The sequence below is a fragment of the Jeongeupia naejangsanensis genome (assembly GCF_016865585.1).
Taxonomy (GTDB): Bacteria; Pseudomonadota; Gammaproteobacteria; order Burkholderiales; family Chitinibacteraceae; genus Jeongeupia; species Jeongeupia naejangsanensis.
The window spans coordinates 1-22,621 of record NZ_JAESND010000011.1 but is presented as its reverse complement, the minus strand read 5'-3'; the positions used below and the strand labels follow the sequence as shown (position 1 = coordinate 22,621).

Sequence of the window (22,621 nt, the reverse complement as noted above, 5' to 3'; positions counted from 1 at the left end):
TCGCTTTCCGATCGCAATCAGAAGAAGTCACTGTGCATGAAACCGTACTCGATCAGATCGGCCGTCGGGACCGGCTGCGCGGCGTTGACGCCGGCCCGTGCCGACAACCGCGGCGTGATCCGGACCAGCGGGTTGTCCACCCTGTAACCATGTCCGACCACCGCCAGCAGTACACCGCTCCATTGCGGCACGAACTCTTCCATGCTGACCTCACGGTTTCCCACTGAAGGGTCAGCCAGATAGACCTTGTCCGCCGTTGCCTTGCGGATCACGACGAAATGCTTGTAACCGTTGGTGTCCAGCAGCGTGATCGCCGGGATCTTCAACGCCTGCAGCGCTTCGGGCTGCAGCTTGTAACCCTTGCTGCGGAATCCGATCGCTTCGACATAGCGCTTCATGTCGAGCATCGAGAAACCGAGCTTGCGTACCGTTTCTTCGTTGGTTTCGCTGATCATGCCCTTGAGCACGACCTCCTCCGGCGCATCCAGCCCGTAGGCGTAACGCAGCAGCGTGGCCAGCGTGGCCGCACCGCAACTGAAATCGGTTTTCTGTTCGACGACGTTGGTAAAGCGGATTTCGCGCAGGCTCTTGGCGCGAAGCTGGGGCCGGATGTCGCCGGTGAAACCCGGCACCGGCATGTCCGCAGCGCCGGCGCTCAGACTGGCGAAAAGCAGGATCGAGATCAGCGGTGTTTTCATGGTGATAAGAATGCGGAGGCGTTGCCGCCCCCGCACTCAGTCCTCCCTGCGCGCTTATTGGTAAGCCGAGGCAATCGACAGGGTGTTGACCTGTTGGTTGCCGACGCCGGCTGCCGAGTTCACCCCGATGTTGCCGGCCACGCCGATGACCGAAGCCGTGATCGCCGACACGTTGTCGAGGAACACGCCTTGCAGCGTATCGTTGTGGTCGCTCAGCTGCAGGCCACCGGTGTTGGCCACTGCCAGCGCACCGTGGTTGACCGATGCGATCGCGGTGTAGTTGCCTTGCTGGTTGCCGACACCGGCTGCCGAGTTCACCCCACCGTTACCGGCGAAGGCGGCGACGCTGCCAGTGATCAGGGAAGTCGCATTCGGCAGGACCGGGATCAGGCCGAACACCAGGGTGTCGTTCAGCTCGCTGTTTTGCTCGTAGTTGACGTCGGCACTGGCAACACCGATCGCCGGGGTGCCGAAGAGCGGCGGAAGCGGGAACGGCAGTTGCAGGCCACCGATCGTACCGCCGCTGTTGGTCGTGGCAATCGCCAGCGAGTTGGCCTGCTGGTTGCCGTTGCCGGCGGCATCGTTCAGGCCCATGTTGCCGAGCACGCCGATACCCGACGCCGTGATGCCGGACACCGAGCTGCCGATCACCAGGCTGTTGTTGTCGATGCTCTTCTGCACCGAGTTGACCGTGGCATCGGCCGCGGTCGTGCCGGCGACGAGGGCGCCGCCGAGTACGCCGACACCGACCGCATGGACGCTGACCGAGGTATCGCTGTTGACGAAGGTGTTGGCCATCAGGTCAACGGTACCGGTGACATCGCCGATCAGCGAAAGCTTGAACGCTGCGTCGAGGTCCAGATCAGCTTCGGCGAATGCAAAGCCCGACATACCGGCAAAGGCGAGGGCGACTGCGGTGAGTTTCAGGGTTTTCATTTTGCTTCTCCTCAAGACTGCAACAAGAACTTCATCGATAAAAGCACTGCGGCCTGGTCTGATTGATGGCCGCTATAAACCTGATGGCGGCTGGCACAACGTGGTTGGCACAGCGGTGGTTGGTTTGAAACACTTCGCCATCTGGTTGATCGGTGCACTGCCGGGCACTAAGACCTGACGGTGACGGCTGGCGATGCCCGAAGGCAGGTTCGGTACCGAGTTCGCCATCCTGGCTTGTGACTGCACCCTCTCCTGCTGGAGGCCCGGAGAACCGGGCTGGTGAGTTCAACAGCGGCCTGGACTGGTAACTTGATCGGCTTCCTTTCCTTTCGCTTGTGCACTTCAATGCAGGCACCGTGCCAGACCACAACAACTCATTGATTTTATTTAATTAAATAAATTCACAACCACCCATGAAATACCCAAATGAATCAGTATTGAGACAGTTTTCGGGCTTTGTTCAAGCGAATGGCAGAGTGCAATGAATTCGGGTGGTTTGGCCGACCTTCATTAGCTTAAGACCCAGCGGGAATGCGGCTTGGCAGCCAGGCCAAGCGCAACGGGAGCGTGAAAACAGTCTCAAAGCTGAACCGCAGTGCTGGCCCCGGGCTGATTACGCGGAAAAACAAATCACAGGATTCCAGCCAGTCGGGTGGTCAGGTGATGAAAATCAACGCCGGCGCGCCGGCCGAATGGCCCTAACGCCGAGCGCCGCGCAGCCGGTCAGCGGCCTCGATGGGCGCCTGCCTACCCACTCGGAGTCGTGCAGGCGAGATGCAGGCCGCGGCGTGAATTCCAGCAGCCTCCTAGGCCGCCGTGAACTGGCATAGAGGGGGAAAGCGGCTACGCTAGGCGGCGTAGCGACCATGCAGGCAGCCACATCCGGTCAACGCAATGCACCACAGCTACGGGCCTGCCTTGCGACCGTGCAGGCGGCATGCCGGGTGCATCGCGCAGTGGGCATGCACCAAGGCGAACGGCAAAGGATCTGTGTACGAATCTGCGAGCGGATATCCGAACAGAGAGTGACGTGGGCACAGGGATGGATGCGGATGCGGTTCGCACAATAGAAAATGCGGGGGAGTCTCCTCCCCCGCATGACTACAGACAGATAGACGATTACTGGTAAGCCGATGCAATCGACAGGGTGTTGACCTGTTGGTTGCCGATACCGGCCGCCGAGTTCATCCCGATGTTGCCGGCCACGCCGATGACCGAAGCGGTGATCGCCGACACGTTGTCGAGGAACACACCTTGTACCGAGTCGTTGTGATCGCTCAATTGCAGGCCACCGGTGTTGGCCACCGCCAGCGCACCGTGGTTGACCGATGCGATCGCGGTGTAGTTGCCTTGCTGGTTGCCGACGCCGGCTGCCGAGTTCACCCCGCCGTTGCCGGCGAAGCCGATGACGCTGGCGGTGATTGCGGAAGTGGCATTGGGCAGCACAGGAATCAGGCCGAACACGAAGGTGTCGTTGAGCTCGCTGTTTTGCTCGTAGTTGACGTCGGCACTGGCAACACCGATCGCCGGGGTGCCAAAGAGCGGCGGAAGCGGGAACGGCAGTTGCAGGCCACCGATCGTACCGCCGCTGTTGGTCGTGGCAATCGCCAGCGAGTTGGCCTGCTGGTTGCCGTTGCCGGCGGCATCGTTCAGACCCATGTTGCCGAGCACGGCGAGACCCGACGCAGTGATGCCGGACACCGCGCTGCCGATCACCAGGCTGTTGTTGTCGATGCTCTTCTGCACCGAGTTGACCTTGGCGTCAGCCGCAGTCGTACCAGCCACAAGGGCACCGCCCGCCACGCCGACACCAACTGCATGCAGGCTGACCGAGGTATCGCTGTTGACGAAGGTGTTGGCCATCAGATCGACGGTGGCCGTCACGTCGAGGCCCAGAGCGGCGGCCAGCGCAACATCGAAGTCCAGATCGGCTTCGGCAAATGCGGCGCTCGACATACCGGCAAAGGCCAAGGCGACTGCTGTGAGTTTCAGGGCTTTCATTTTGCTTCTCCTCAAGACTTGAACAAGTACTTCATGGACAAAAGCACAACTACGTGGCCTGTTTGCAGGCCTTTATAAACCGGGTGGTCGCGTGAACTGCACCGCGAGCGAGTTGCCCGTGATGTTGCCGTTGCCCGCCACCTGGTTGATCTGCACTACCCCGCTCGTTCCCTTGAACGCGCCGGGATCGATTCCCACTTGCTGTACCGACGTCACGTCGCCCACGAGTTGCTGCAGCGGATTGGCCGAGCTGTCGGCCAGCAGCGCGTCATCGGCATGCTTGACCGTAAAGGCGGTCACCACGCCGGTGTTCGCCCCCTGCGCCACGCCGAGCAGGTTGGCGCTGACATTGCCCTTGCCGGCCTGCTGGTTGACCCCCAGCACCCCGGAGAAACCCGAGAATGCGGTTCCGGTGATCAGCGCCTGCTGCACGGTACCGACACCAGGCAGCGATACCGCCCCCTGTTCTGCCGCGCCTTTGACCACGGCGATGGCCGTCCCGGTCGGGTTGACGGCAATCGCCCGCAAGTTGGCTGCGGTGTTGGATTCGCCGGCGCCCACATTGACCGACAGCACGCCTTGCGATCCGACGCCGCTATCGCTGATCAGGGCGGTATCTGCGGCGCAGGCGCCTATACCCCAAGCAAGTACCGGCAGCGCCAGCAAGAGTTTCGGCAATTGATTCATCAGGTTTCTCCTTGCACGGCAAAGGCGTCAGCGCGGAAGGATCGGCGACATGGCGTTGACCACGGTGCTGCCGATGCCCTGGGCAAAGCCGCCACCGCCGGGGGTGCGCCCCGTCCCGCCCGGCGCAGCGCCGGCGGCATTGCCGAGCGCCACCGCGTTCTGACCGGCGGCGAGGGACGACCCGCTCACGCCCGGGCTTGGCACCTGGCCCGCACGCATGTCGCCCATCAAGGCATCGTCGGCACTGCCCAGGCCGACAATGCCCTGCGTCTGCGACGTCACCGTCGCGGCGGGCGAAACCTGGACTTCGATGACTTTCGGCGACTTCGGGCTGTCAGGGCGGAATGCCGTGCGCGGCGCAACGTGCCGCTGGACCAGAATCGATCCCTCTTCGGCCATGGCGGTCCGCGTGGTACCGCCCAGCAAGATCAGTAGCAGCGCAGACAGCCCCAGCAGGGCACTGGTTTGGACTCGTGGCATGGTGGCCTCCGGTACTTTCATATGCCGGGTTCGAATGCACGCGCCGTGCCAAAATAAATCAACCCGTTGATTTAAAAGGAATTGGAGAGTTTTTCTTGTGCACCGAAAATCAGGAATGACTCAGTGCTGAGACATATTTCCGGCCCGGGCAGCCAAAACGGGACCGAATCGCGATGCCGCCGATGGCGGCACCGGCTTGCCGGAAGGATTTGCAGCAGGAATGCGGTCTGTCGCTGCGGATGCGACGTGGCGTGATCGCGAAAAGCGTCTCAGAACTGAGCACGCGATCGACGCCGGCCCCGTCGCGAGGCCAGCGCGCCAAGAAGAAGGTCAGCCGCCGTATTCGGCCATGGCCTGGCCGAGACGGACCGGCGCGGCCGGATCCCAGCCGCCAGCAAACGCCAGACGCGGCTGCGGGAACAGCAGCACCACGGTCGAACCGAGCAGGAAGCGCCCCATTTCCTCGCCTTTCTTCAGCGAGATCTGCTGATCACGGTAGTCCCAGCGGCGAACGGCCTGCTCGCGCGGCGGATTGACGAGGCCGTGCCAGACGGTCGCCATGCTGCCGACGATGGTCGCCCCCACCAGCACCATGACGAACCGGCCCTGCTCGCCCTCGAACTCGCACACCACGCGTTCGTTGCGGGCAAACAGCCCCGGCACATTGCGGGCCGTGGCCGGATTGACCGAGAACAGCTCGCCCGGAACGTAAACCATCTGCAGCAACCGCCCGTCACACGGCATGTGGATGCGGTGGTAATCCTTCGGGCTCAGATAGATCGTCGCGAAACTGCCGTTGTCGTAATGGTGAGCCAGCGTGGCATCGCCGCCGACCAGCGTTGTGGTCGAGTAGCGGTGGCCTTTGGCCTGGAAGACCTGATCGTGTTCGATCGCGCCGCACTGGCTGATGGCGCCGTCGACCGGGCAGACCAGCGCAGCCGGTGCCAGCGGGCGGGCACCCGGCTTCAGCGCACGGGTGAAGAAATCGTTGAAACTCGCGTAGCGGCTGATGTCCGATTCGGCGGCCTCGGCCATGTCCACACCGTACTTGGCCACGAAACGGCGGATGATCCAGGTTGTCACCCTGCCGCGCGCAGGTGTGGCCACCCAGCCGGCGAAAACGGTGAGCGCCAGCTTGGGCACGGCGTACTGCAACAGGACTTTCAAGCGTTCGGACACGAAGCGCTCCGCGTTTCATCAAACCAGCGATTGTAACGCAAGAGCCGAAGCACCATCACCGCGCGCCGTACCGGCGTCCTCCCCGATCGGGGCGTACCGTATTAAACTCTGTGTGTTGCAACATCCCGGCGGCCTGCCGCCACCACAAGAGAACCCCATGACCTTGAACACCAAGAGCCCGATGAACCTGCGCCGCCAGAGCATTTACCTGCTGCCCAACCTGTTCACGCTGGGTGCGCTGTTCGCCGGTTTCTACGCCATCGTTCAGGCGATGAACAACCGCTTCGAACACGCCGCCGTCGCCATCTTCGTCGCCATGATCCTCGACGGCCTCGACGGCCGCGTTGCCCGGCTGACGCATACGCAATCCGAATTCGGTGCCCAGCTCGACAGCCTCTCGGACATGGTCAGCTTCGGCGTTGCGCCGGCACTGGTCGCCTACGAGTGGATGCTCAAGGATTACGGCAAGACCGGCTGGATCATCGCCTTCGTCTACTGCGCCTGCGCGGCACTGCGGCTGGCGCGTTTCAACGTCAACATCGGCGTGGTCGACAAGCGCTGGTTCCAGGGGCTCGCCAGCCCGGCCGCCGCAGGCATCGTTGCCGGGCTGGTGTGGAACGTGCATGAATTCGCCGAGGAAATCGAACCGCTGACCCACCTGCTGCCGTTCGTCGCCATGGCCATCACGCTACTCGCCGGCGTGTCGATGGTCGTGAACGTCCGCTTCTGGAGCTTCAAGGAATTCAACGTTCGCAAGACCGTGCCGTTCTACGCAATGCTGATCATGGTTCTGGTGCTGATCGTGCTCGCCGCCAAACCGGCGCTGGCGCTGTTCCTGTTCTTCGTCGGCTACGGCGTCTCCGGCTACGTGTACTGGCTGTGGCAACTGCTGCGACGGAACAAGCTGCAAGCACCGAACTGATTCTACAAAAAGTAGAACACATCACTACAAGGCGCCCTCCGGGGCGCTTTTCTTTTGGGCTTTTGTCGAGAAATGTTTGACACTTAGTCTGATAATTTATACGCTGTGTACTCAAACCTGAGGAGAACAGCGTGCAATTGGACATCGATCGCCTGATCGCCGAATTCGGCGGCCCCGGCCCGCTGGCCGAAGCGCTCAATACCGCCTTTCCGGATGACCCGGTCTCGCGTGCGGCGATCTACAAGTGGCGCGAACGCGGCACGCTGCCGCTCTCCCAGCTCAACAAGCTCGCGCAGCTCGCTGCCAGCCGCGGGCATCAATTCAACATCCAGTCTTATCTGGCCGGCTCGACGCCGGCGTCGATCACTTGGGGAGAACCGGCCATGGGCGAGCGCTTGTACATTTTCGACACGACCTTGCGCGACGGCGAACAGTCGCCTGGCGCGTCGATGACGCGGGAAGAAAAGATCCGCGTGGCCCGCCAGCTGGAAAAACTCGGTGTCGACATCATCGAAGCCGGCTTTGCCGCCGCCAGTCCGGGCGATGCCGAATCGATCCGCGCGATTGCCGAAGCCGTGAAGGAATCGACCGTCTGTTCACTGGCGCGTGCGAACGAACGTGACGTGCGCGCCGCCGGCGAAGCCATCCGCCCTGCCGCCAAGGGCCGCATCCACACCTTCATCGCGACCAGCCCGATCCACATGGAGAAGAAGCTGCGGATGAGCCCGGACGAAGTCGTCGCCGCGGCCGTGAAGGCGGTGAAGATCGCCGGCGAATACACCGCCGACATCGAATTCTCGGCCGAAGACGCCTTGCGCTCGGACATCGACTTCCTCGCACGCATTTTCGGCGAAGTCATCAAGGCCGGTGCCAGGACCATCAACGTCCCCGACACCGTCGGCTACGCCGTACCGCAACTGACCGAACGCTTCTTCCGCGAGCTGATTGCCAAGACTCCGGGCGGCGACAGCGTGATCTGGTCGGCCCACTGCCACGACGATCTCGGCATGGCCGTCGCCAACTCGCTCGCCGCGGTGATGGGCGGCGCACGCCAGGTCGAATGCACGATCAACGGCCTCGGCGAGCGCGCCGGCAACGCCAGCCTCGAGGAAATCGTCATGGCGGTGAAAACCCGTCACGACATCTTCGGCATCGAAACCCGCGTCGATGCGACGCAAATCGTCCCGACCTCCAAGCTCGTGTCGACCGTCACCGGCTATCCGGTGCAGCCGAACAAGGCCATCGTCGGCGCCAACGCGTTCTCGCACGAGTCGGGCATCCACCAGGACGGCGTGCTCAAGCACCGCGAAACCTACGAAATCATGAGTGCCGAATCGGTCGGCTGGGCGACCAACCGGCTGACGCTGGGCAAGCTCTCGGGCCGCAATGCGTTCAAGACCAAGCTGGCCGAGCTCGGCATCGTGCTCGACAGCGAGGAAGCACTGAACGCGGCATTTGCCCGCTTCAAGGAGCTGGCCGATAAGAAGCGCGAGATTTTCGACGAAGACCTGCACGCGCTGGTGTCGGACGAACTGATCGCCATCGAGCAGGAGACCTACCGCCTCACGTCGCTGAAGGTCGTGTCGGAAACCGGCGAGACCCCGGTGGCCAATCTGGTGATGACCGAAGCCGGCCAGGAACGCCGCGCCGATGCCGAAGGCGACGGCCCGGTCGATGCCGTGTTCAAGGCCATCGAATCGCTGGTGACCACCGGCGCCGAACTGCAGCTGTATTCGGTCAACGCGATCACCCAAGGCACCGACAGCCAGGGCGAAGTGACCGTACGCCTGAGCCGTGACGGCCGCATCGTCAACGGCCAGGGCGCCGATACCGACATTCTGGTCGCCAGCGCCAAGGCCTACATCTCGGCGGTCAACAAGCTCGCCAGCAAGATCGAACGCACGCACCCGCAACCGGTGTAAACCATCGTCGACCGATGCCATGCCGGGACGGCAGTGGCATCGGGTGTACATGCAATAAAAATACAGGCCAAACACTGCGCCGGAACCGGCTTGCCCACAAGGCGAGTCCGGCGGGCTTCCCACCACGAAGCCCGATCCGCCTGCAAACCCAAGCCACAAGCTTGCCGTTTGACAAGGCGCCCGGTCGCTTCTTTTTCGTCCCGCCTACTTCGCCTCCGCCGCCAGCACGCTCGGCCGCGTCCACTTGGCATAGTACGACACGGCAACAAAGCAGATCGTCGCCAGCACCACCTCTCCTCCCGCCAGCCAGCGCGACAGTCCGGCATCACTCCATACCCGCATCAGCCCCTCGGCCCACCACAGCAGGATGAACATCGACGTCCATTGGTAGGTATAGCGCCGACCGTGAATCAGGCCGCGCAGCGGCAACAGCAGGGGCAACGCCTTCAGCGCCAGTGTCGAACCGCCGGTACGCAGCGGCGCCAGTACCAGTTCCCACGCCAGACACAGGGCGATCAGCGCGACCACGCTGCCGACTGCGGCGATCCGGGCCAGATCACGTTGTTTTTGCAGGCTCATTGCGGCAACACCGGCGACGCCAGTTGCAGCGCGATCCCGGCCAGCCGCTTGCCCTGGGCAATGGCCAGCTGTTTCTCTGCGTCGGAAATCGGCGCACGGCTCTCGGGGCCGGCGATATGGCTGGCGCCATAGGGCGTACCGCCCGTCGTCGTCGTCGACAGCGCGGTCTCGCTGTACGGCGTGCCGACGATGACCATGCCGTGGTGCAGCAGTGGCAGCATCATCGACAGCAGCGTGGTCTCGTTGCCGCCGTGCATTGATCCGGTACTGGTGAACACGCAGGCCGGCTTGCCGATCAGCGTGCCGGCGAGCCAGTCGTTGACGGTGCCGTCGAGGAAGTATTTCAGTGGCGCAGCCATATTGCCGAAACGCGTCGGGCTACCCAAGGCGACGCCGATGCACTCCTGCAGATCGGCGAGTTCGACATAGGGCGCACCGCTGTCCGGGATCGTTGCCTCGACCGCTTCGCACACGGTCGACACTTTCGGAACCGTGCGGACACGTGCACGCACGCCGGGCACCGATTCGATGCCGCGCGCGATCAGCTGCGCCAGCTGGCGCGTTGCGCCATGGGTCGAGTAATACAGGACAAGAACGTCGCGCATGGCGGCTCCGGATTGAGGGGTGCGGTATTATAAAACGATTGAAACCTTGACTCCGATCGATGCGCCGACCTTTTCCGCGTCTGAATGAACTTACCGACTGGCGCCGGCTTTCGGGCTTCGCCCGTTTCGTCGGCCAGCGCCTCGTAGCCGACCGCTGCATGCAAACCGCCGGCAGCCTGGCGTACACGACGATGCTGGCGATCGTGCCGCTGTTCACCATCGCGCTGACGCTGTTCTCGGCGTTCCCGATGTTCAGCAGCTACAGCGGCCGTTTCCGCGCCTTCATCCTTTCCAACCTGATCCCCGACACCGCCGGCCGCGTTGTCGGGACCTATATGCGGCAGTTTTCCGACAACGCGGAAAAACTCACCGCGCTGGGCATGGTGGCACTGGCGATCACCGCCCTGCTGCTGGTCTTCACGATCGAAAAAACGCTGAACGAAATCTGGGGCGTGCAGAAGCCCCGCCGCCTGCTGTCGCGCACGCTGATTTACTGGGCTGCACTGACGCTGGGACCACTGGTCCTCGGCGTCAGCCTGTCGCTGACGTCGTGGATATCACACGGACTGGGGACGACCTGGCTGTTCGTCATCGCGCCGGTCGCCCTGAGTTTTGCATCGCTGGCGCTGCTTTATCTGGCGGTACCCAATTGCTACGTGCCGCGCGCCCATGCGCTGACGGCTGCTGCGGTGACGACGGTGCTGCTCGAGCTGATGAAGAAACTGTTCGCCCTCTACATCCAGCAGATCGGCGCGTACAAACTGCTCTACGGCGCCTTTGCCGCTTTTCCGATCTTCCTGCTCTGGCTGTACCTGTGCTGGGTGATCGTCCTTGGCGGCGCGGTGCTGTCGGCATCGCTGTCGTACTGGCATGGCGATGGCTGGCGCTGGGGCCGGCATCACGGCACGCGCTTCGAGCAGGCGGTCCGCATCCTGATGACGCTGGCACAGGCGCACAGCAATGGTGAAGTGCTGCATATCGACACCCTGCGCCGGCGCGTCGGGCTCGGGCTCGATGCCACGCAGGCCCTGCTCGAGCGCATGTCGCTGCGCGGCTGGGTCGAAGCCAGCCGCGATGGCGAATGGCTGATCGCCGTCGCCATCGCCCGGATCACCCTGCTCGACATCTACGAACAGGTCGTCACGCCACTGACCGCCAATGTCGAGGCGGGGCTCGTCCCCACGATCGCCGCCATGCATCAGCCGCTGACGGCCACGCTGGCCGATTACATCGACACGCTGGACAGCCAGAAATGAACAAGCCCCGCGCAGCGGGGCTTGTTCGATCAGGCAACGGACGAATCAGGCGGCGCAGCCAGCCGCCAGCGCCTGCTTGATCGTCTCGGTTTTCAGCTCGCCAATATAGGACTGGCCAAGCTTTTCGAGCAGGATGAACTTGATCTTGCCTGCGTCGACCTTCTTGTCCTGCGACATCAGCTCCAGGTAGCGCTCCTCGCCCAGTGCCGGCGAAACAACCGGCAAGCCGGCCTTTTCGAGCAGCGCCCTGATCCGGGCCAGATCATCATCGCTGATCTGCCCCAGAGCGTGCGAAGCCAGCGCTGCCAGCACCATGCCGGCCGCAACGGCCTCGCCGTGCAGCCAAACGCCATACCCGAGGCCGGCCTCAATCGCGTGACCGAAGGTGTGGCCCAGATTCAACAGCGCCCGCTGGCCATGCTCGTGCTCGTCGGCAGCGACAACACGCGCCTTGTTCTGGCAGCAGCGTTCGATCAGGTATTCGAGCGCGTCGACATCACGTGCCATCACCGCGTCGATATTGGCCTCGAGCCATTCGAAAAACGCCAGATCGTCGATGAGGCCGTACTTGATGACTTCGGCCATGCCGGCCGAAAACTCGCGCGCCGGCAGCGTATCCAGCGTCGCCAGATCGGCCAGCACCAGCCGGGGCTGGTAGAAGGCACCGATCATGTTCTTGCCCAGCGGGTGGTTGATCGCGGTCTTGCCACCGACCGACGAGTCGACCTGCGCCAGCAGCGTCGTGGGAATCTGGATGAAGGGCACGCCACGCTGGTAAACCGCAGCGGCAAAACCGGTCATGTCACCGATCACGCCGCCACCGAGCGCGATCAGCGTCGTCTTGCGCTCGCAGCGCGCGGTCAGCAGGCCGTCGAAAATCAGGTTCAGCGTTTCCCAGTTCTTGAAGCGCTCGCCATCGGGCAGCACCACCGTGTGCACCTGCACGTCCGCAGCCTCGAGCGCGGCCTGCAGTTGCGGCAGGTACAGCGGCGCCACCGTCTCGTTGCTGACGATCGCCACGCGCTTTTGCGGCAGCTGCGCGACGATGGCTGCAACGTCATCCAGCAGATTGCGGCCGATGCGGATATCGTACGGCGCGTGAGCAAGTTCGACTTGGACGTTACGCATTGAGCTTTTTTTCCAGTTCGCGCAGCAGGCGCTGCGTCAGCGATTGGACGGTCTGGCTGCTGGTGTCGATGACGAAATCGGCGAGCTCCCGGTAGATCGGGTCGCGGATCTCGAACAGTTCCTGCAGCTTCTGCTTGGGGTTTTCGGTTTGCAGCAGCGGCCGGTTCTTGTCATGCGAGGTGCGCGCATACAGATCGTCGACGCTGGCACGGAGATAGATCACGAAACCGTTGCGACGCAGGCAATCCCGGTTGTCCGGATTGAGCACGGCACCACCGCCGGTCGCGAGCACGATGCCCTGCAGGGCGGTCAGCTCGGCGATCGTCGCCGCTTCCCGCTTGCGAAAGCCCTCTTCGCCCTCGAGCTCGAAAATGGTGGGAATCCGCGCGCCGCTACGGGCGGTGATCTCGTGGTCGGAGTCGTAAAACGTTTTATCGGTTGCCCGCGCCAAAGTGCGGCCAACCGTCGTTTTGCCGGCGCCCATCAGGCCGACCAGAAAAAAATTGCCTGGCAGTTTCATGCCGGGCATTGTACCGAAACCCCCGCCGCAAGCCCATGGCCACGGCGGGGGATGCGCCTTAGCGCAACGTCAGATTCGAGTCGACGATCTTGGGGGTGATGAAGATCAGCAATTCGCGCTTGGCGTCACGGGTTGCCGTGTTCTTGAACAGGTAGCCCACTACCGGAATATCGCCCAAGAACGGCACCTTGGTCACATCCTTGCCGGTGTCCTGGATATAGATCCCCCCGACCACGACCGTACCGCCATTTTCAACCAGCACCTTGGTCTGGATCTGCTTGGTATTGATCGCCGGACCGGCAATCGTGTCCTGACCACGGCTGTCCTTGTTGACCTTCACGTCCATGATCACGTTGCCATCCGGCGTGATCTGCGGTGTCACCTTCAGCGACAGCGTGGCCTTCTTGAACGAGACCGAGGTTGCACCGTTGGGCGCCGTTTCCGTATACGGAATCTCCTGACCATCCTCGATAATCGCCTCGACCTGGTCGGCGGTCACCAGACGCGGGCTGGACACAATCTTGCCCTTGCCGTCGGCTTCCAGAGCGGACAATTCCAGCCCCAGCAGCCCGTCATTACCAGCAATCAGCATCGCGATCGAGCCGGCGCCAAAGCCGTTGAGGCCAGCCGCAGGCAGGTTGACCGACGGGATGTTGCCGGCAATTGCTGGCTGTGACGACTTGCTTCCGTCGGAATTAGTCGTGTCCTTCGTCGTCAACGCGCCACCGCCAGTTACATCGCCCTTCCAGCCGATACCATGGAACTTCACACCGAGGTTCCGACTGAAGCCGTCTTCCGCCTCGACAATCCGCGCCTCGATCATCACCTGCCGTACGGCGATATCGATCTTGCCGATCAGTTCACGAATCTGGTCGAGTTTGGAAGGGATATCCTGAATGATCAGCGTGTTGGTCCGCGGATCGATCACTGCGCTGCCGCGCGGCGACAGGATCTTCTGCTTCTCGTCCTTGAGTATCTTCTCGAACGCATCGGCCTTGTGGTACTTGAGGTTGAAGTATTCGGTCCGCGTCGGTTCGAGTTCGGAGATCTGCTTCTTCGATTCAAGCTCCTGCTTTTCCTTGGCCGCCAGCTCATCACGCGGTGCGATCCACAGCACGTTGCCGTTGCGTCGCTGATCAAGCCCCTTGGCCTGCAGGATGATGTCGAGCGCCTGATCCCATGGCACATCCTTCAAGCGCAGTGTCAGGTTACCGCTAACGGTGTCACTGGTAATGATGTTCAGGCCGGTGAATTCGGCGATCACCTGCAATACCGTACGGATTTCAACGCTCTGGAAGTTCAGCGACAGCTTCTCGCCCTTGTAGTTGGGCTTGAGGTTGGCCAGCTTGTTGCTGTTGCTGGTATCACGCACTTCGACGGTAAAGCGGTTTTCGGTCTGATAGGCCGAGTATTCCCACACACCCTTGGGCTGGATGACCATCTTGGTCTGGTTGCCCTGGGTGTAGGTGTCGACCTTCTGCACCGGGGTGCCGAAATCGGCCACATCCATGCTGCGTTCAAGGTTTTTCGGCAACGCGGCCTTGTTGAACTCGACGACCAGCGTCTGACCTTGCTGGCGGATATCGATCCCCACATTCGGGCTTGTCAGATCGACAACAATTTTGCCTTCGCCAGTCGTACCGCGGCGGAAGTCGACGTTGGTAACGCTGTCGGCGCCCGCACTGGCCTTGGTCGGCGCAAACTGCGTCGCCTTCTGCTTGGCAACCGCACCACCCTGTGCGCCGTCAACGGTCACCAGCAAGGTGTTGCCGTTGACTTCGGTCTGATAGGACGCCTGCTTCTGCAAGTTCAGCACCATGCGGGTCCGGCCATTGCCTTCGGCCAGGTTGATCAGCCGCAATGCGCTGCCGTTGACCTGGATCGAACTCTTTTCGAACTGGTTGCCGGTATTGGCGAAGTCGAGAGCGATCCGCGGCGGAGTATTGACCGAAAAGCTGGTCGGCGTCGGCGCCGGACCGCTGAAGGTCAGCTTGATCACCTGCTTCTCAGCGGAGAGGTTGCTCACCTCGACATTGGTGATGTTGTTGTCGGCCGCGAATGCAACCGTAGCCACCAGCGCGCAGCACACCGCCCACACCCGTTGCAGCATCATGTATTTCTTCATTTTTTCTGCTCCGCGTCATCCAGGGTCAGCGCGGTTTCCCGCTCGACCCAATCTCCCCCGCTATCCTCGACAATTTCCTTGAGCTTCACTTCGCCCTCGGAAATCCCCGTCACCATCCCGAAATTCTGTCCCATATAGCTACCGGGTTTGACTCGGTACAGATTACCGTCCGGCGCACGAATCAGTGCCTGAATCACCTTGCCCTGTTGCAGCGTACCCACCATACGCAGCTTCTCCAGGTCGTAGTTCTCGAGCACTTCGCGCGGCCGGTTCATGTTCGGGGCCAGTCCGGAACTGTTCGAACGCTTGGCGACTTCCATTTTGGAGGCACGGAACGGTTCGACCAGCGAAAACGCGTCGTAGGTGAATGGTGTGTAAGGCTTGACCTCGGGCAGCGGTTCGACCTTGCCCCGCAAGCCGTCCGACTGCTCCTTCATCCACGCTTTGAGATCGCTGTTCTCTTCCCCGAAGCAGCCGGTCAGGCTCAAGGCCGCCAGCATCAGCATGATCGTTCTTTTCATGTGTGCCCCTGCGCCTAGCGCTTCTTCTTCTTCGCGTCGGCTTCCGCCTGGCGAATCGCCTGCAGCTCGGCATCGTCGAGCGAGCGGTAGGTTTTGGCAACGGCCTGCATCACCAGCGTATCGGCGTCCTTGCCGTTGCTCAGCTGAATGTTGCCGAGCGTGACGATACGCGACAATTGCGCCACGTCACTGACGAATGCGGCCAGATCATGGAAGCTGCCGACGATACGAATGTCGATCGGCAATTCGGCCAGCTCGGCCGTCTTGACCTCGGTGCCCGGCTTGAACAGTTCGAACTGCAAACCACGGCCGACCCCGGCCTGGTTCACCTCGGTCAGCAGCGTTTCCATTTCCGACTTGTTCGGCAACTGCTTGAGCAAGGCACCGAACGACTGCTGGATTTCCAGCAGCTGCTGCCGGTAAGCCTCAAGGTTGATGGCCTTCTTCTTCTTGTCGAGGAACTCGGTCTTCAGTTGTTCTTCCTTGGCGCGGCCATCGTCGAGCGCCTGCATCTGGTCGCTCCAGACATAGAGGTAGCCGACACCGACCACGGCGGCGAACACGATCGCCAGCAGGCCGAACTGTGCCGCAGCAGGCCAGTCGCCGATGTTCTTCGGATCAAGATTGCGTAATTCGTCGAGCGTCATCCCTGTCCCCTTATGCTCTCGGCGCGGCAGCCGGTCGCGATGCGGCCTGCTCGTCGGCACCGCTGCGGGTGATCTTGATGTTCAGCGTGAACTCGGACAGCCGCTGATTGCCGACCTGCGCCGATTTCACTTCAATCAGCAGCGGCTGCTCGAACGTTTCCGAATCGTTGAGGTTGCGCATCAGCGTGGATACCCGGGCGTTCGACTGCGCATAGCCGACCAGCACCAGCGTCTCGCCATTCTGCTTCACGTCCTTGAGGTACACGCCCTCGGGCGTCTGCCGGACCAGCTGGTCCATGACGTGCACGGTCTCGGCACGGTTCGACTGCAGCCGCTCGACCACCGTCTTGCGGTCAAGCAGCGCCTGGCGTTCGGACTTGAGCTTTTCGATTTCAGCAATTTCGCGGTCGAGCTTGGCATTCTCTTCGGTGATGAAGCGATTGCGCTCTTCCTGCGTTTCGATGCGGGCATTGAAGAAAGCAAACCCTGCAATCACGACGCCGACGGCAGCAAGGAAGCTCACACCCAACATGCCGATATAGCGTCGTTGCCGGGCGGCACGCTTCTGCTCGCGATGAGGAAGAAGGTTAATCCGGATCATGACGGGTCAAACCTCCGCATCGCCAAACCGCATGCAATCAGCAAGGAAGGAGCGTCAAGCTGGATCTGCTTGCCACGAATCTTGCCGGTTGCCATGCCAAAGAAAGGATTCGCACGCATCGTGCTGGGGACCTGCGCACGGCTCGACACCGCTTCGTCGAGGCCGTGAATCGCGCTGCAACCGCCAGCGAGCAGAATATGATCGACCGAGTTGTAGTTGCTCGACGTATAGAAAAACTGCAACGAGCGGGAAATTTCCAGTGCCAAGGTATCAATGAAGGGCTGGAGCACTTCCGGCTCGTAGTTGTCGGGCAGGCCACCGGTTTTCTTCGCCTGCTCGGCCTCCTCCGACGACATGCCGAACTTGCGCTGGATTTCCTGCGTCAGCTGGTTGCCGGCATAGGCCTGATCACGGCTGTAGATCGACTGGCCATCCTTGAAGATGTTCATGTGCATCGCCGTCGAGCCGATGTCGACCACGGCGACGATCTGGTTTTCACCGTGGCCGGGCAGTTGCGGGCGCATCAGCTCGAACGCAGCCTGCGTCGCGTAAGACTCGACATCGACCACCACCGCCTTCAGCGCCGCAGCCTCGATTGCCGCCACGCGCTCGTCAACCTTCTCTTTTTTTGCTGCGGCGATCAGCACTTCCTCCTCCTCGGGCACAGCAACGGAGAGGCCAAGCCGCTGGAAATCGAGATTCACCTCGTCCAGCGAGAACGGAATATACTGATTCGCCTCCATTTCGACCTGTGTTTCCAGGTCGCGCTCGGACAAACCGGCAGGCACCAGAATCTTCTTGCTGATCACCGAGGCGGCCGGCAACGCGATCGCCACGTTCTTGATACGGGAGTCCAGATGGCGCCAAGCCTTGCGTACGGCTTCACCGACCACATCCGGATTGGCAATGTTGCCGTCGCTGACCGCGTCCTTGGGCAAGGGCTCGATGACGTAGCGCTCCAGACTGAAGCTGCGCCCAGCCTGGCTCAGTTCGACCATCTTCACTGCCGACGAGCTAATGTCCACCCCGATCAACGGCGGTGACTTTGGCTTCAGAAAGTCGAGATTCAACACGTGTTTTCCCTTGTAAAATAGGAAATTAGCGCAATTTCAGGTAATTCTAATTTACGATGCTAGCAGTCGATTCTTACGGCTGTAAAGTTACCGTGAACTGGCGCTTTATTTTTGCAACAATCCCGCTTTAGCGTAAATTAACCCCTGTCAATTTTTGAATAAACAGACAATGACAAAACGAATTCTGCTGCTCGTTGCCGGTGCGTTAATCGGTCTGATTCTGGTGACGGCCGGCCTTGTTTTTTTTGCGGTGGTGATCACCTACCCACGCCTGCCGGCGCTCAATGCGCTCACGGACTACCAGCCCAAAATCCCGCTGCGGGTTTATACCTCAGATCGCGTGCTGATTGGCGAATTTGGTGAGGAGCGTCGCGCCTTCACACCAATCGATCAAGTACCGCAATTGATGAAACAGGCATTACTGGCAGCCGAAGACGAACGCTTCTATCAGCACGGCGGCATCGACTATATCGGTGTCGCACGGGCCATGCTCGGCAACATCGTCTCCGGTCACTCGCAGTCAGGCGCCAGTACGATCACGATGCAGGTTGCCCGCAATTTCTACCTGTCCAACGAGAAAACTTTCACTCGCAAATTCAACGAAGCCTTACTTTCATTCAAAATCGAGCACAATCTTTCCAAAGATCAAATCCTCGAGCTTTACATCAATCAGATTTATCTCGGACAAAGAGCTTACGGCTTCGCCACGGCAGCACAGACTTATTTCGGTAAAGATTTGAAGGCGCTCAGCGTCTCGCAGTACGCCATGCTCGCCGGACTGCCCAAGGCCCCGTCGGCATACAACCCGGTCGTCAATCCCAAGCGGGCGACGCTGCGCCAGCAATATGTGTTGCGCAGAATGCACGAACTGCGGTTCATCACCGACCAGCAGTATCAGGAAGCACTGCAAGCACCGCTCGAGCTCAAGCGCGGCAGCCTGCAATACGCCGTGCATGCCGAATATGTCGCCGAAATGGCCCGCCAGATGATGGTTGAGCGCTACAAGGACGACGCCTACACCCAAGGTTTTTCGGTCTACACCACGCTGAACAGCCAGCAGCAGAGCGACGGCTATCAGGCCTTGCGCGAAGGGCTGCTCGACTACGATGTACGCCATGGCTACCGGGGGCCCGAAGGATTCATCGACGAAGCGCTACTGGCCAGCGGCAACGATGAGGCACTGGACGAAGCACTGGCCGACACGCCCGATTACGACGAGTTGCGTGCAGGCGTCGTGCTTTCGGCATCGCCGCAGGGTGTATCTGTCTACCTGAAGGGGGGAGAGAAACTGCAGATCGGTGCAGAAGGCCTCGCATTCGCCCGCGCCGCGCTGTCGGCGAAAAACACGCCAGCCAACCGGATCCGACCCGGCGCCATCATTCGCGTCAAACAGGGTCCAAAGGGATGGCAGATCAGTCAGCTGCCACAGGTTGAAGGTGCCTTTGTCGCCATGGATCCGCAGAACGGTGCAATCCGCTCGCTGGTCGGCGGCTTCGACTTCAGCCGCAGCCACTTCAATCACGTCACCCAGGCCATGCGCCAGCCGGGCTCGAGCTTCAAACCCTTCATCTACTCGTCGGCACTTGATCGCGGCGTCACGCCGGCAACGCTGATCAACGACGCGCCGCTGGTCATCAATCCCGAACAAGTCGGCGGCCAGAAGTGGGAGCCGCAGAACGACGACGGCAAGTACATGGGGATGATGACGGTACGAAATGCGCTGACGCTGTCGCGGAACCTGGTGTCGATCCGGATCCTGCAGTCGATCGGCGCGCAGTATGCCCAGCAGAACCTGGCACGATTCGGCTTCAACCCGAAAGACCACCCTGCCTATCTGACCATGGCACTCGGCGCCGGCAGCGTCACGCCACTGCAGATGGCCGAGGGCTATTCGGTCTTTGCCAATACCGGTTACCGCGTGCATTCGTACTTCATCGACCGCATCGAGGATGGACGTGGACGGGTGCTGGCGCAGACGCAGCCCGAAGTCGCCGGCCAGAACGCCAAACGCACGCTCGACGCTCGCAACGCCTTCGTCATGAGCAGCATGCTGCATGACGTCATCCGCTACGGCACCGCTGCACGCGCCAACAAGGCACTCGGCCGCCCCGATCTCTACGGCAAAACCGGTACGACCAACGACATGCGCGACGCCTGGTTTGCCGGCTATCAACCCAGTCTGGTCGCCATCACCTGGGTCGGCTTCGATCAGCCGAAAACGCTGGGACGTGGCGAGTACGGTGGCCGGCTGGCCCTGCCGATCTGGATCAACTTCATGAGCAAGGCGCTGCGCAACGTTCCGGTATACGATTACCCTGTACCTGAAGGCATCGTGACCCAGACGATCGATACCAGCCGCGGCCCGCAAACCGAGTACTTCTACAGCGAATATACGCACACCAATCCGGAACTCGGCCTTGGTGGTGGAGACGGTGGCGCGGCAGCCCAGCCGATCGACGAGATCAAGGACCTGCTGTTCTAGGAGGCAAGCCATGCCGAGGAACGCTTTGTCCGACCGGCACACGGCGGCGCAACGGGCACAGATCGCCCACCGCGCCGCCAAGCTGATCGCCGAGGATCACCTGCACGATTTCGCGCTGGCCAAGAAAAAGGCGGCACGCCAGCTCGGCTTGGTCGATCACGCGCTACTGCCTTCCAATCAGGAAATCGAAAGCGCACTGGCCAGCTACCGTGCCATTTACCAGCCCCAGCATGCCAACCACCTACAGGCACTGCGGCTGGCTGCGGTCGAGGTGATGCAGCTACTCGAAGCGTTCGCGCCTTACCTTACCGGCTCCGTGCTATCCGGTGTGGCCGGGCCGCTTTCGGACATCAACCTGATCATCTATGTCGACGACCCGAAGAGTGTCGAGCTGTACCTGCTCAACCACGAAGTCGATTACCGTCCGGCCGCAGCCAACTTGCGTTACGACGATCACCCGACGCTCCTGCTTGAGCATGACGGCATCGCGGTCAGGCTCTCGGTTCGCCCACGCAATGCAGAACGCACACAAATCCGCGGCGAGGAACGCGTCCGGCTCGAGCAGTTACGTCGTTTGATTGCCGATGCCGAGCAACTGGCCAGCGTCAACCTCTAGACAATGACGCCGTTGTATCTGTCGGCCACGTTACGACGCCTTGAGGCCGATTACGCTCAGCACGAACCACCGCTGATCGAGCTGGCTGGCAAGTCCATCGCCCAGTGGTTGCTGGCTCGTTATCGGGGCAGCCGTTTCGGGGTATTGGTCGGCCCAGGCAACAATGGCGCTGACGCATTGGCCTGCGCCCGACGTCTTCGTGAGGCCGGACAAGCACTGCACTGCCTCGTCCCCCTGGCGCGCAAGGCGCTTTCGTCGCCCGATGCTGCGCTGCTGGCCCTATCCGGCCTGCAAGTCGTGGATAGCGCCGGACTCAGTGAGTGTGACGTCATCGTCGACGGTTTGTTCGGTCTGGGCCTCAACCGCAGGCTCGATACCAGCATCACCGGCCTGCTCGAAGCCATCGACGGATTCGGCAAACCCATCGTTGCCATCGATGCCCCCAGCGGGCTCGACTCCGACCGTGGCGTACCGAGCCCCGTAGCACTGCACGCAACCCATACGCTGAGCATGCTCGGGGCCAAGCCGGGTTATTACACTGCAGCCGGACGGGATTACTGCGGCGAAGTCCACCTGATCGAGCTCTTGCCCCCGACCGCAGCCCGACCCGCTGCGGATGCGCAACTGATCGACACCCAACCGAATGCGCCGCAGCTGCATCGGCAGCATGTCAGCCACAAAGGAACGTACGGGACACTCGCCATCTTCGGCGGCAGTGCTGGCATGACGGGTGCCGCCCTGCTGGCCGGGCGCATGGCGGCCAAATCCGGAGCCGGCAAGGTTTATCTCGGACTGCTGGATCCGGTACTCGGTGTTGACGTACTTCAGCCCGAGCTGATGCTTCAGGCAGCGACGGACCTGGTCAAGCGCTCCGATCTCGATCTTGCGGCCATCGGTCCCGGCCTGGGGCGCAGTCAGGCCGCGCAGGCACTACTGCAACAACTTCTGGCAAGTGATTTGCCACTCCTGCTCGATGCCGATGCGCTCAATCTGCTCTCCAGCGCAGCCGAGCTGCAACAGCAGCTTCGCACCCGGACAGCACCTTCAATCATTACTCCCCACCCCGCCGAAGCGGCGCGCCTGCTTGGCCTGCCGACAAACAAGGTCCAAGAAGACAGACTAGCCGCCGCACGCGAGCTGCAAGCACGATTGAATACCGCGGTCTTGCTGAAAGGATCAGGAACAATCTGCGCGGATTGCGCCGGAATCAGCATCAACGGTAGTGGAAACGGTGCGTTGGCGACTGCAGGACAAGGCGATATTCTGAGCGGTCTGATTGCCTCGCTCTGGCTCCAAGGCCTTTCGCCGATCGATGCAGCCCGCTTGAGCGCCTTTGTCCATGGTCATGCCGCTGACGACTGGCGCATGCAGCACCGGAACGGACTCGGACTCTGCGCCAGCGAGCTGATCGAGCCAATCCGCACCCTGCTCAATCGGTAAACTCGTTCGGCACCACATGCCTCCCCGCCACGAAGGTATTCGGTGGCTTGTCGCTTCGGGGCTGAATCTCAAAATCCAAAGCAAAAACCCCCTGCAGCGTAGCTGCAGGGGGTTTGCATTGGGAGTCTGGCGATGACCTACTTTCACACGGGAACCCGCACTATCATCGGCGCTGAGTCGTTTCACGGTCCTGTTCGGGATGG

Annotated in this window: 21 protein-coding genes; 6 read left to right on the top strand and 15 right to left on the bottom strand. The window is 61.5% G+C overall.

The window, feature by feature from the left end; genetic code table 11:
- Positions 1–17: 17 nt before the first annotated feature.
- The 6 genes from JMJ54_RS17090 to asd form a co-directional block, all read right to left on the bottom strand.
- A complete protein-coding gene (locus tag JMJ54_RS17090) occupies positions 18–698 on the bottom strand; it encodes a C39 family peptidase (RefSeq protein WP_203539771.1) in 681 nt (226 codons plus the stop codon).
- A 54-nt stretch (positions 699–752) separates the two neighbouring features.
- On the bottom strand, positions 753–1,634 hold the full coding sequence (locus tag JMJ54_RS17085) for a FapB/FapC family functional amyloid domain-containing protein (RefSeq protein ID WP_203539770.1): 882 nt from the start codon (positions 1,632–1,634) through the stop codon (positions 753–755).
- A 1,119-nt stretch (positions 1,635–2,753) separates the two neighbouring features.
- Positions 2,754–3,635, bottom strand: coding sequence for a FapB/FapC family functional amyloid domain-containing protein (locus JMJ54_RS17080; RefSeq protein WP_203539769.1), 882 nt, complete (start codon positions 3,633–3,635; stop codon positions 2,754–2,756).
- A 72-nt stretch (positions 3,636–3,707) separates the two neighbouring features.
- Entirely contained in the window at positions 3,708–4,322 is a 615-nt protein-coding gene (locus JMJ54_RS17075; protein WP_203539768.1) for a FapB/FapC family functional amyloid domain-containing protein, read from the bottom strand.
- A gap of 27 nt (positions 4,323–4,349) precedes the next feature.
- Positions 4,350–4,802 carry a FapA family amyloid fibril periplasmic chaperone gene (locus JMJ54_RS17070; protein WP_203539767.1) on the bottom strand — a complete coding sequence of 151 codons (453 nt, stop codon included), beginning with the start codon at positions 4,800–4,802 and terminating at the stop codon, positions 4,350–4,352.
- A gap of 330 nt (positions 4,803–5,132) precedes the next feature.
- Positions 5,133–5,981: an archaetidylserine decarboxylase gene (gene asd / locus JMJ54_RS17065; protein ID WP_203539766.1), complete on the bottom strand. Its 849-nt coding sequence runs from the start codon at positions 5,979–5,981 to the stop codon at positions 5,133–5,135.
- Between the two features lie 157 nt (positions 5,982–6,138).
- On the opposite strand from asd, the gene pssA reads away from it, so the two are divergent.
- The gene (gene pssA / locus JMJ54_RS17060; RefSeq protein WP_203539765.1) at positions 6,139–6,903 is read left to right on the top strand and encodes a CDP-diacylglycerol--serine O-phosphatidyltransferase; all 765 of its coding nucleotides are present in this window, start codon (positions 6,139–6,141) and stop codon (positions 6,901–6,903) included.
- A gap of 131 nt (positions 6,904–7,034) precedes the next feature.
- Entirely contained in the window at positions 7,035–8,825 is a 1,791-nt protein-coding gene (locus tag JMJ54_RS17055) for a 2-isopropylmalate synthase (RefSeq protein ID WP_203539764.1), read from the top strand.
- Positions 8,826–9,029: 204 nt separating this feature from the next.
- Here JMJ54_RS17055 and JMJ54_RS17050 read toward each other — a convergent pair whose 3' ends face one another.
- Together JMJ54_RS17050 and wrbA are read right to left on the bottom strand one after the other, a co-directional pair.
- Positions 9,030–9,404, bottom strand: a complete 375-nt coding sequence (locus JMJ54_RS17050; protein WP_203539763.1) for a DUF2069 domain-containing protein — start codon at positions 9,402–9,404, stop codon at positions 9,030–9,032.
- A complete protein-coding gene (gene wrbA, locus JMJ54_RS17045) occupies positions 9,401–10,009 on the bottom strand; it encodes an NAD(P)H:quinone oxidoreductase (protein WP_203539762.1) in 609 nt (202 codons plus the stop codon). The genes JMJ54_RS17050 and wrbA overlap by 4 nt, the downstream gene beginning before the upstream one ends.
- A 59-nt stretch (positions 10,010–10,068) precedes the next feature.
- On the opposite strand from wrbA, the gene JMJ54_RS17040 reads away from it, so the two are divergent.
- A complete protein-coding gene (locus tag JMJ54_RS17040; RefSeq protein ID WP_203539761.1) occupies positions 10,069–11,265 on the top strand; it encodes a YihY family inner membrane protein in 1,197 nt (398 codons plus the stop codon).
- A gap of 45 nt (positions 11,266–11,310) precedes the next feature.
- Here the strand turns inward: JMJ54_RS17040 and aroB are convergent, their stop codons facing one another.
- From aroB to JMJ54_RS17005, 7 genes are read right to left on the bottom strand one after another with little or no spacing between them, the layout of a single operon-like run.
- The gene (gene aroB / locus JMJ54_RS17035) at positions 11,311–12,393 is read right to left on the bottom strand and encodes a 3-dehydroquinate synthase (RefSeq protein WP_203539760.1); all 1,083 of its coding nucleotides are present in this window, start codon (positions 12,391–12,393) and stop codon (positions 11,311–11,313) included.
- On the bottom strand, positions 12,386–12,922 hold the full coding sequence (locus JMJ54_RS17030) for a shikimate kinase (RefSeq protein ID WP_239000169.1): 537 nt from the start codon (positions 12,920–12,922) through the stop codon (positions 12,386–12,388). The genes aroB and JMJ54_RS17030 overlap by 8 nt, the downstream gene beginning before the upstream one ends.
- Before the next feature lie 49 nt (positions 12,923–12,971).
- Entirely contained in the window at positions 12,972–15,038 is a 2,067-nt protein-coding gene (locus JMJ54_RS17025) for a type IV pilus secretin PilQ (RefSeq protein ID WP_203539759.1), read from the bottom strand.
- Entirely contained in the window at positions 15,035–15,559 is a 525-nt protein-coding gene (locus JMJ54_RS17020; protein ID WP_203539758.1) for a pilus assembly protein PilP, read from the bottom strand. The genes JMJ54_RS17025 and JMJ54_RS17020 overlap by 4 nt, the downstream gene beginning before the upstream one ends.
- A gap of 14 nt (positions 15,560–15,573) precedes the next feature.
- Complete coding sequence (locus tag JMJ54_RS17015; RefSeq protein WP_203539757.1) at positions 15,574–16,206, bottom strand: type IV pilus inner membrane component PilO; 633 nt, start codon at positions 16,204–16,206, stop codon at positions 15,574–15,576.
- Between the two features lie 10 nt (positions 16,207–16,216).
- On the bottom strand, positions 16,217–16,807 hold the full coding sequence (locus JMJ54_RS17010; protein ID WP_203539756.1) for a PilN domain-containing protein: 591 nt from the start codon (positions 16,805–16,807) through the stop codon (positions 16,217–16,219).
- Entirely contained in the window at positions 16,804–17,832 is a 1,029-nt protein-coding gene (locus tag JMJ54_RS17005; protein ID WP_308438027.1) for a pilus assembly protein PilM, read from the bottom strand. Before JMJ54_RS17005 ends, JMJ54_RS17010 begins: the two co-directional genes overlap by 4 nt.
- A gap of 217 nt (positions 17,833–18,049) precedes the next feature.
- Here JMJ54_RS17005 and JMJ54_RS17000 point away from each other — a divergent pair, with 217 nt between their 5' ends.
- From JMJ54_RS17000 to JMJ54_RS16990, 3 genes are read left to right on the top strand one after another with little or no spacing between them, the layout of a single operon-like run.
- The gene (locus JMJ54_RS17000) at positions 18,050–20,362 is read left to right on the top strand and encodes a penicillin-binding protein 1A (protein WP_203539755.1); all 2,313 of its coding nucleotides are present in this window, start codon (positions 18,050–18,052) and stop codon (positions 20,360–20,362) included.
- Between the two features lie 10 nt (positions 20,363–20,372).
- Positions 20,373–20,978, top strand: coding sequence for a nucleotidyltransferase family protein (locus tag JMJ54_RS16995; RefSeq protein ID WP_203539754.1), 606 nt, complete (start codon positions 20,373–20,375; stop codon positions 20,976–20,978).
- Positions 20,979–20,981: 3 nt separating this feature from the next.
- Complete coding sequence (locus JMJ54_RS16990; RefSeq protein WP_203539753.1) at positions 20,982–22,418, top strand: NAD(P)H-hydrate dehydratase; 1,437 nt, start codon at positions 20,982–20,984, stop codon at positions 22,416–22,418.
- Positions 22,419–22,621: the final 203 nt, after the last annotated feature.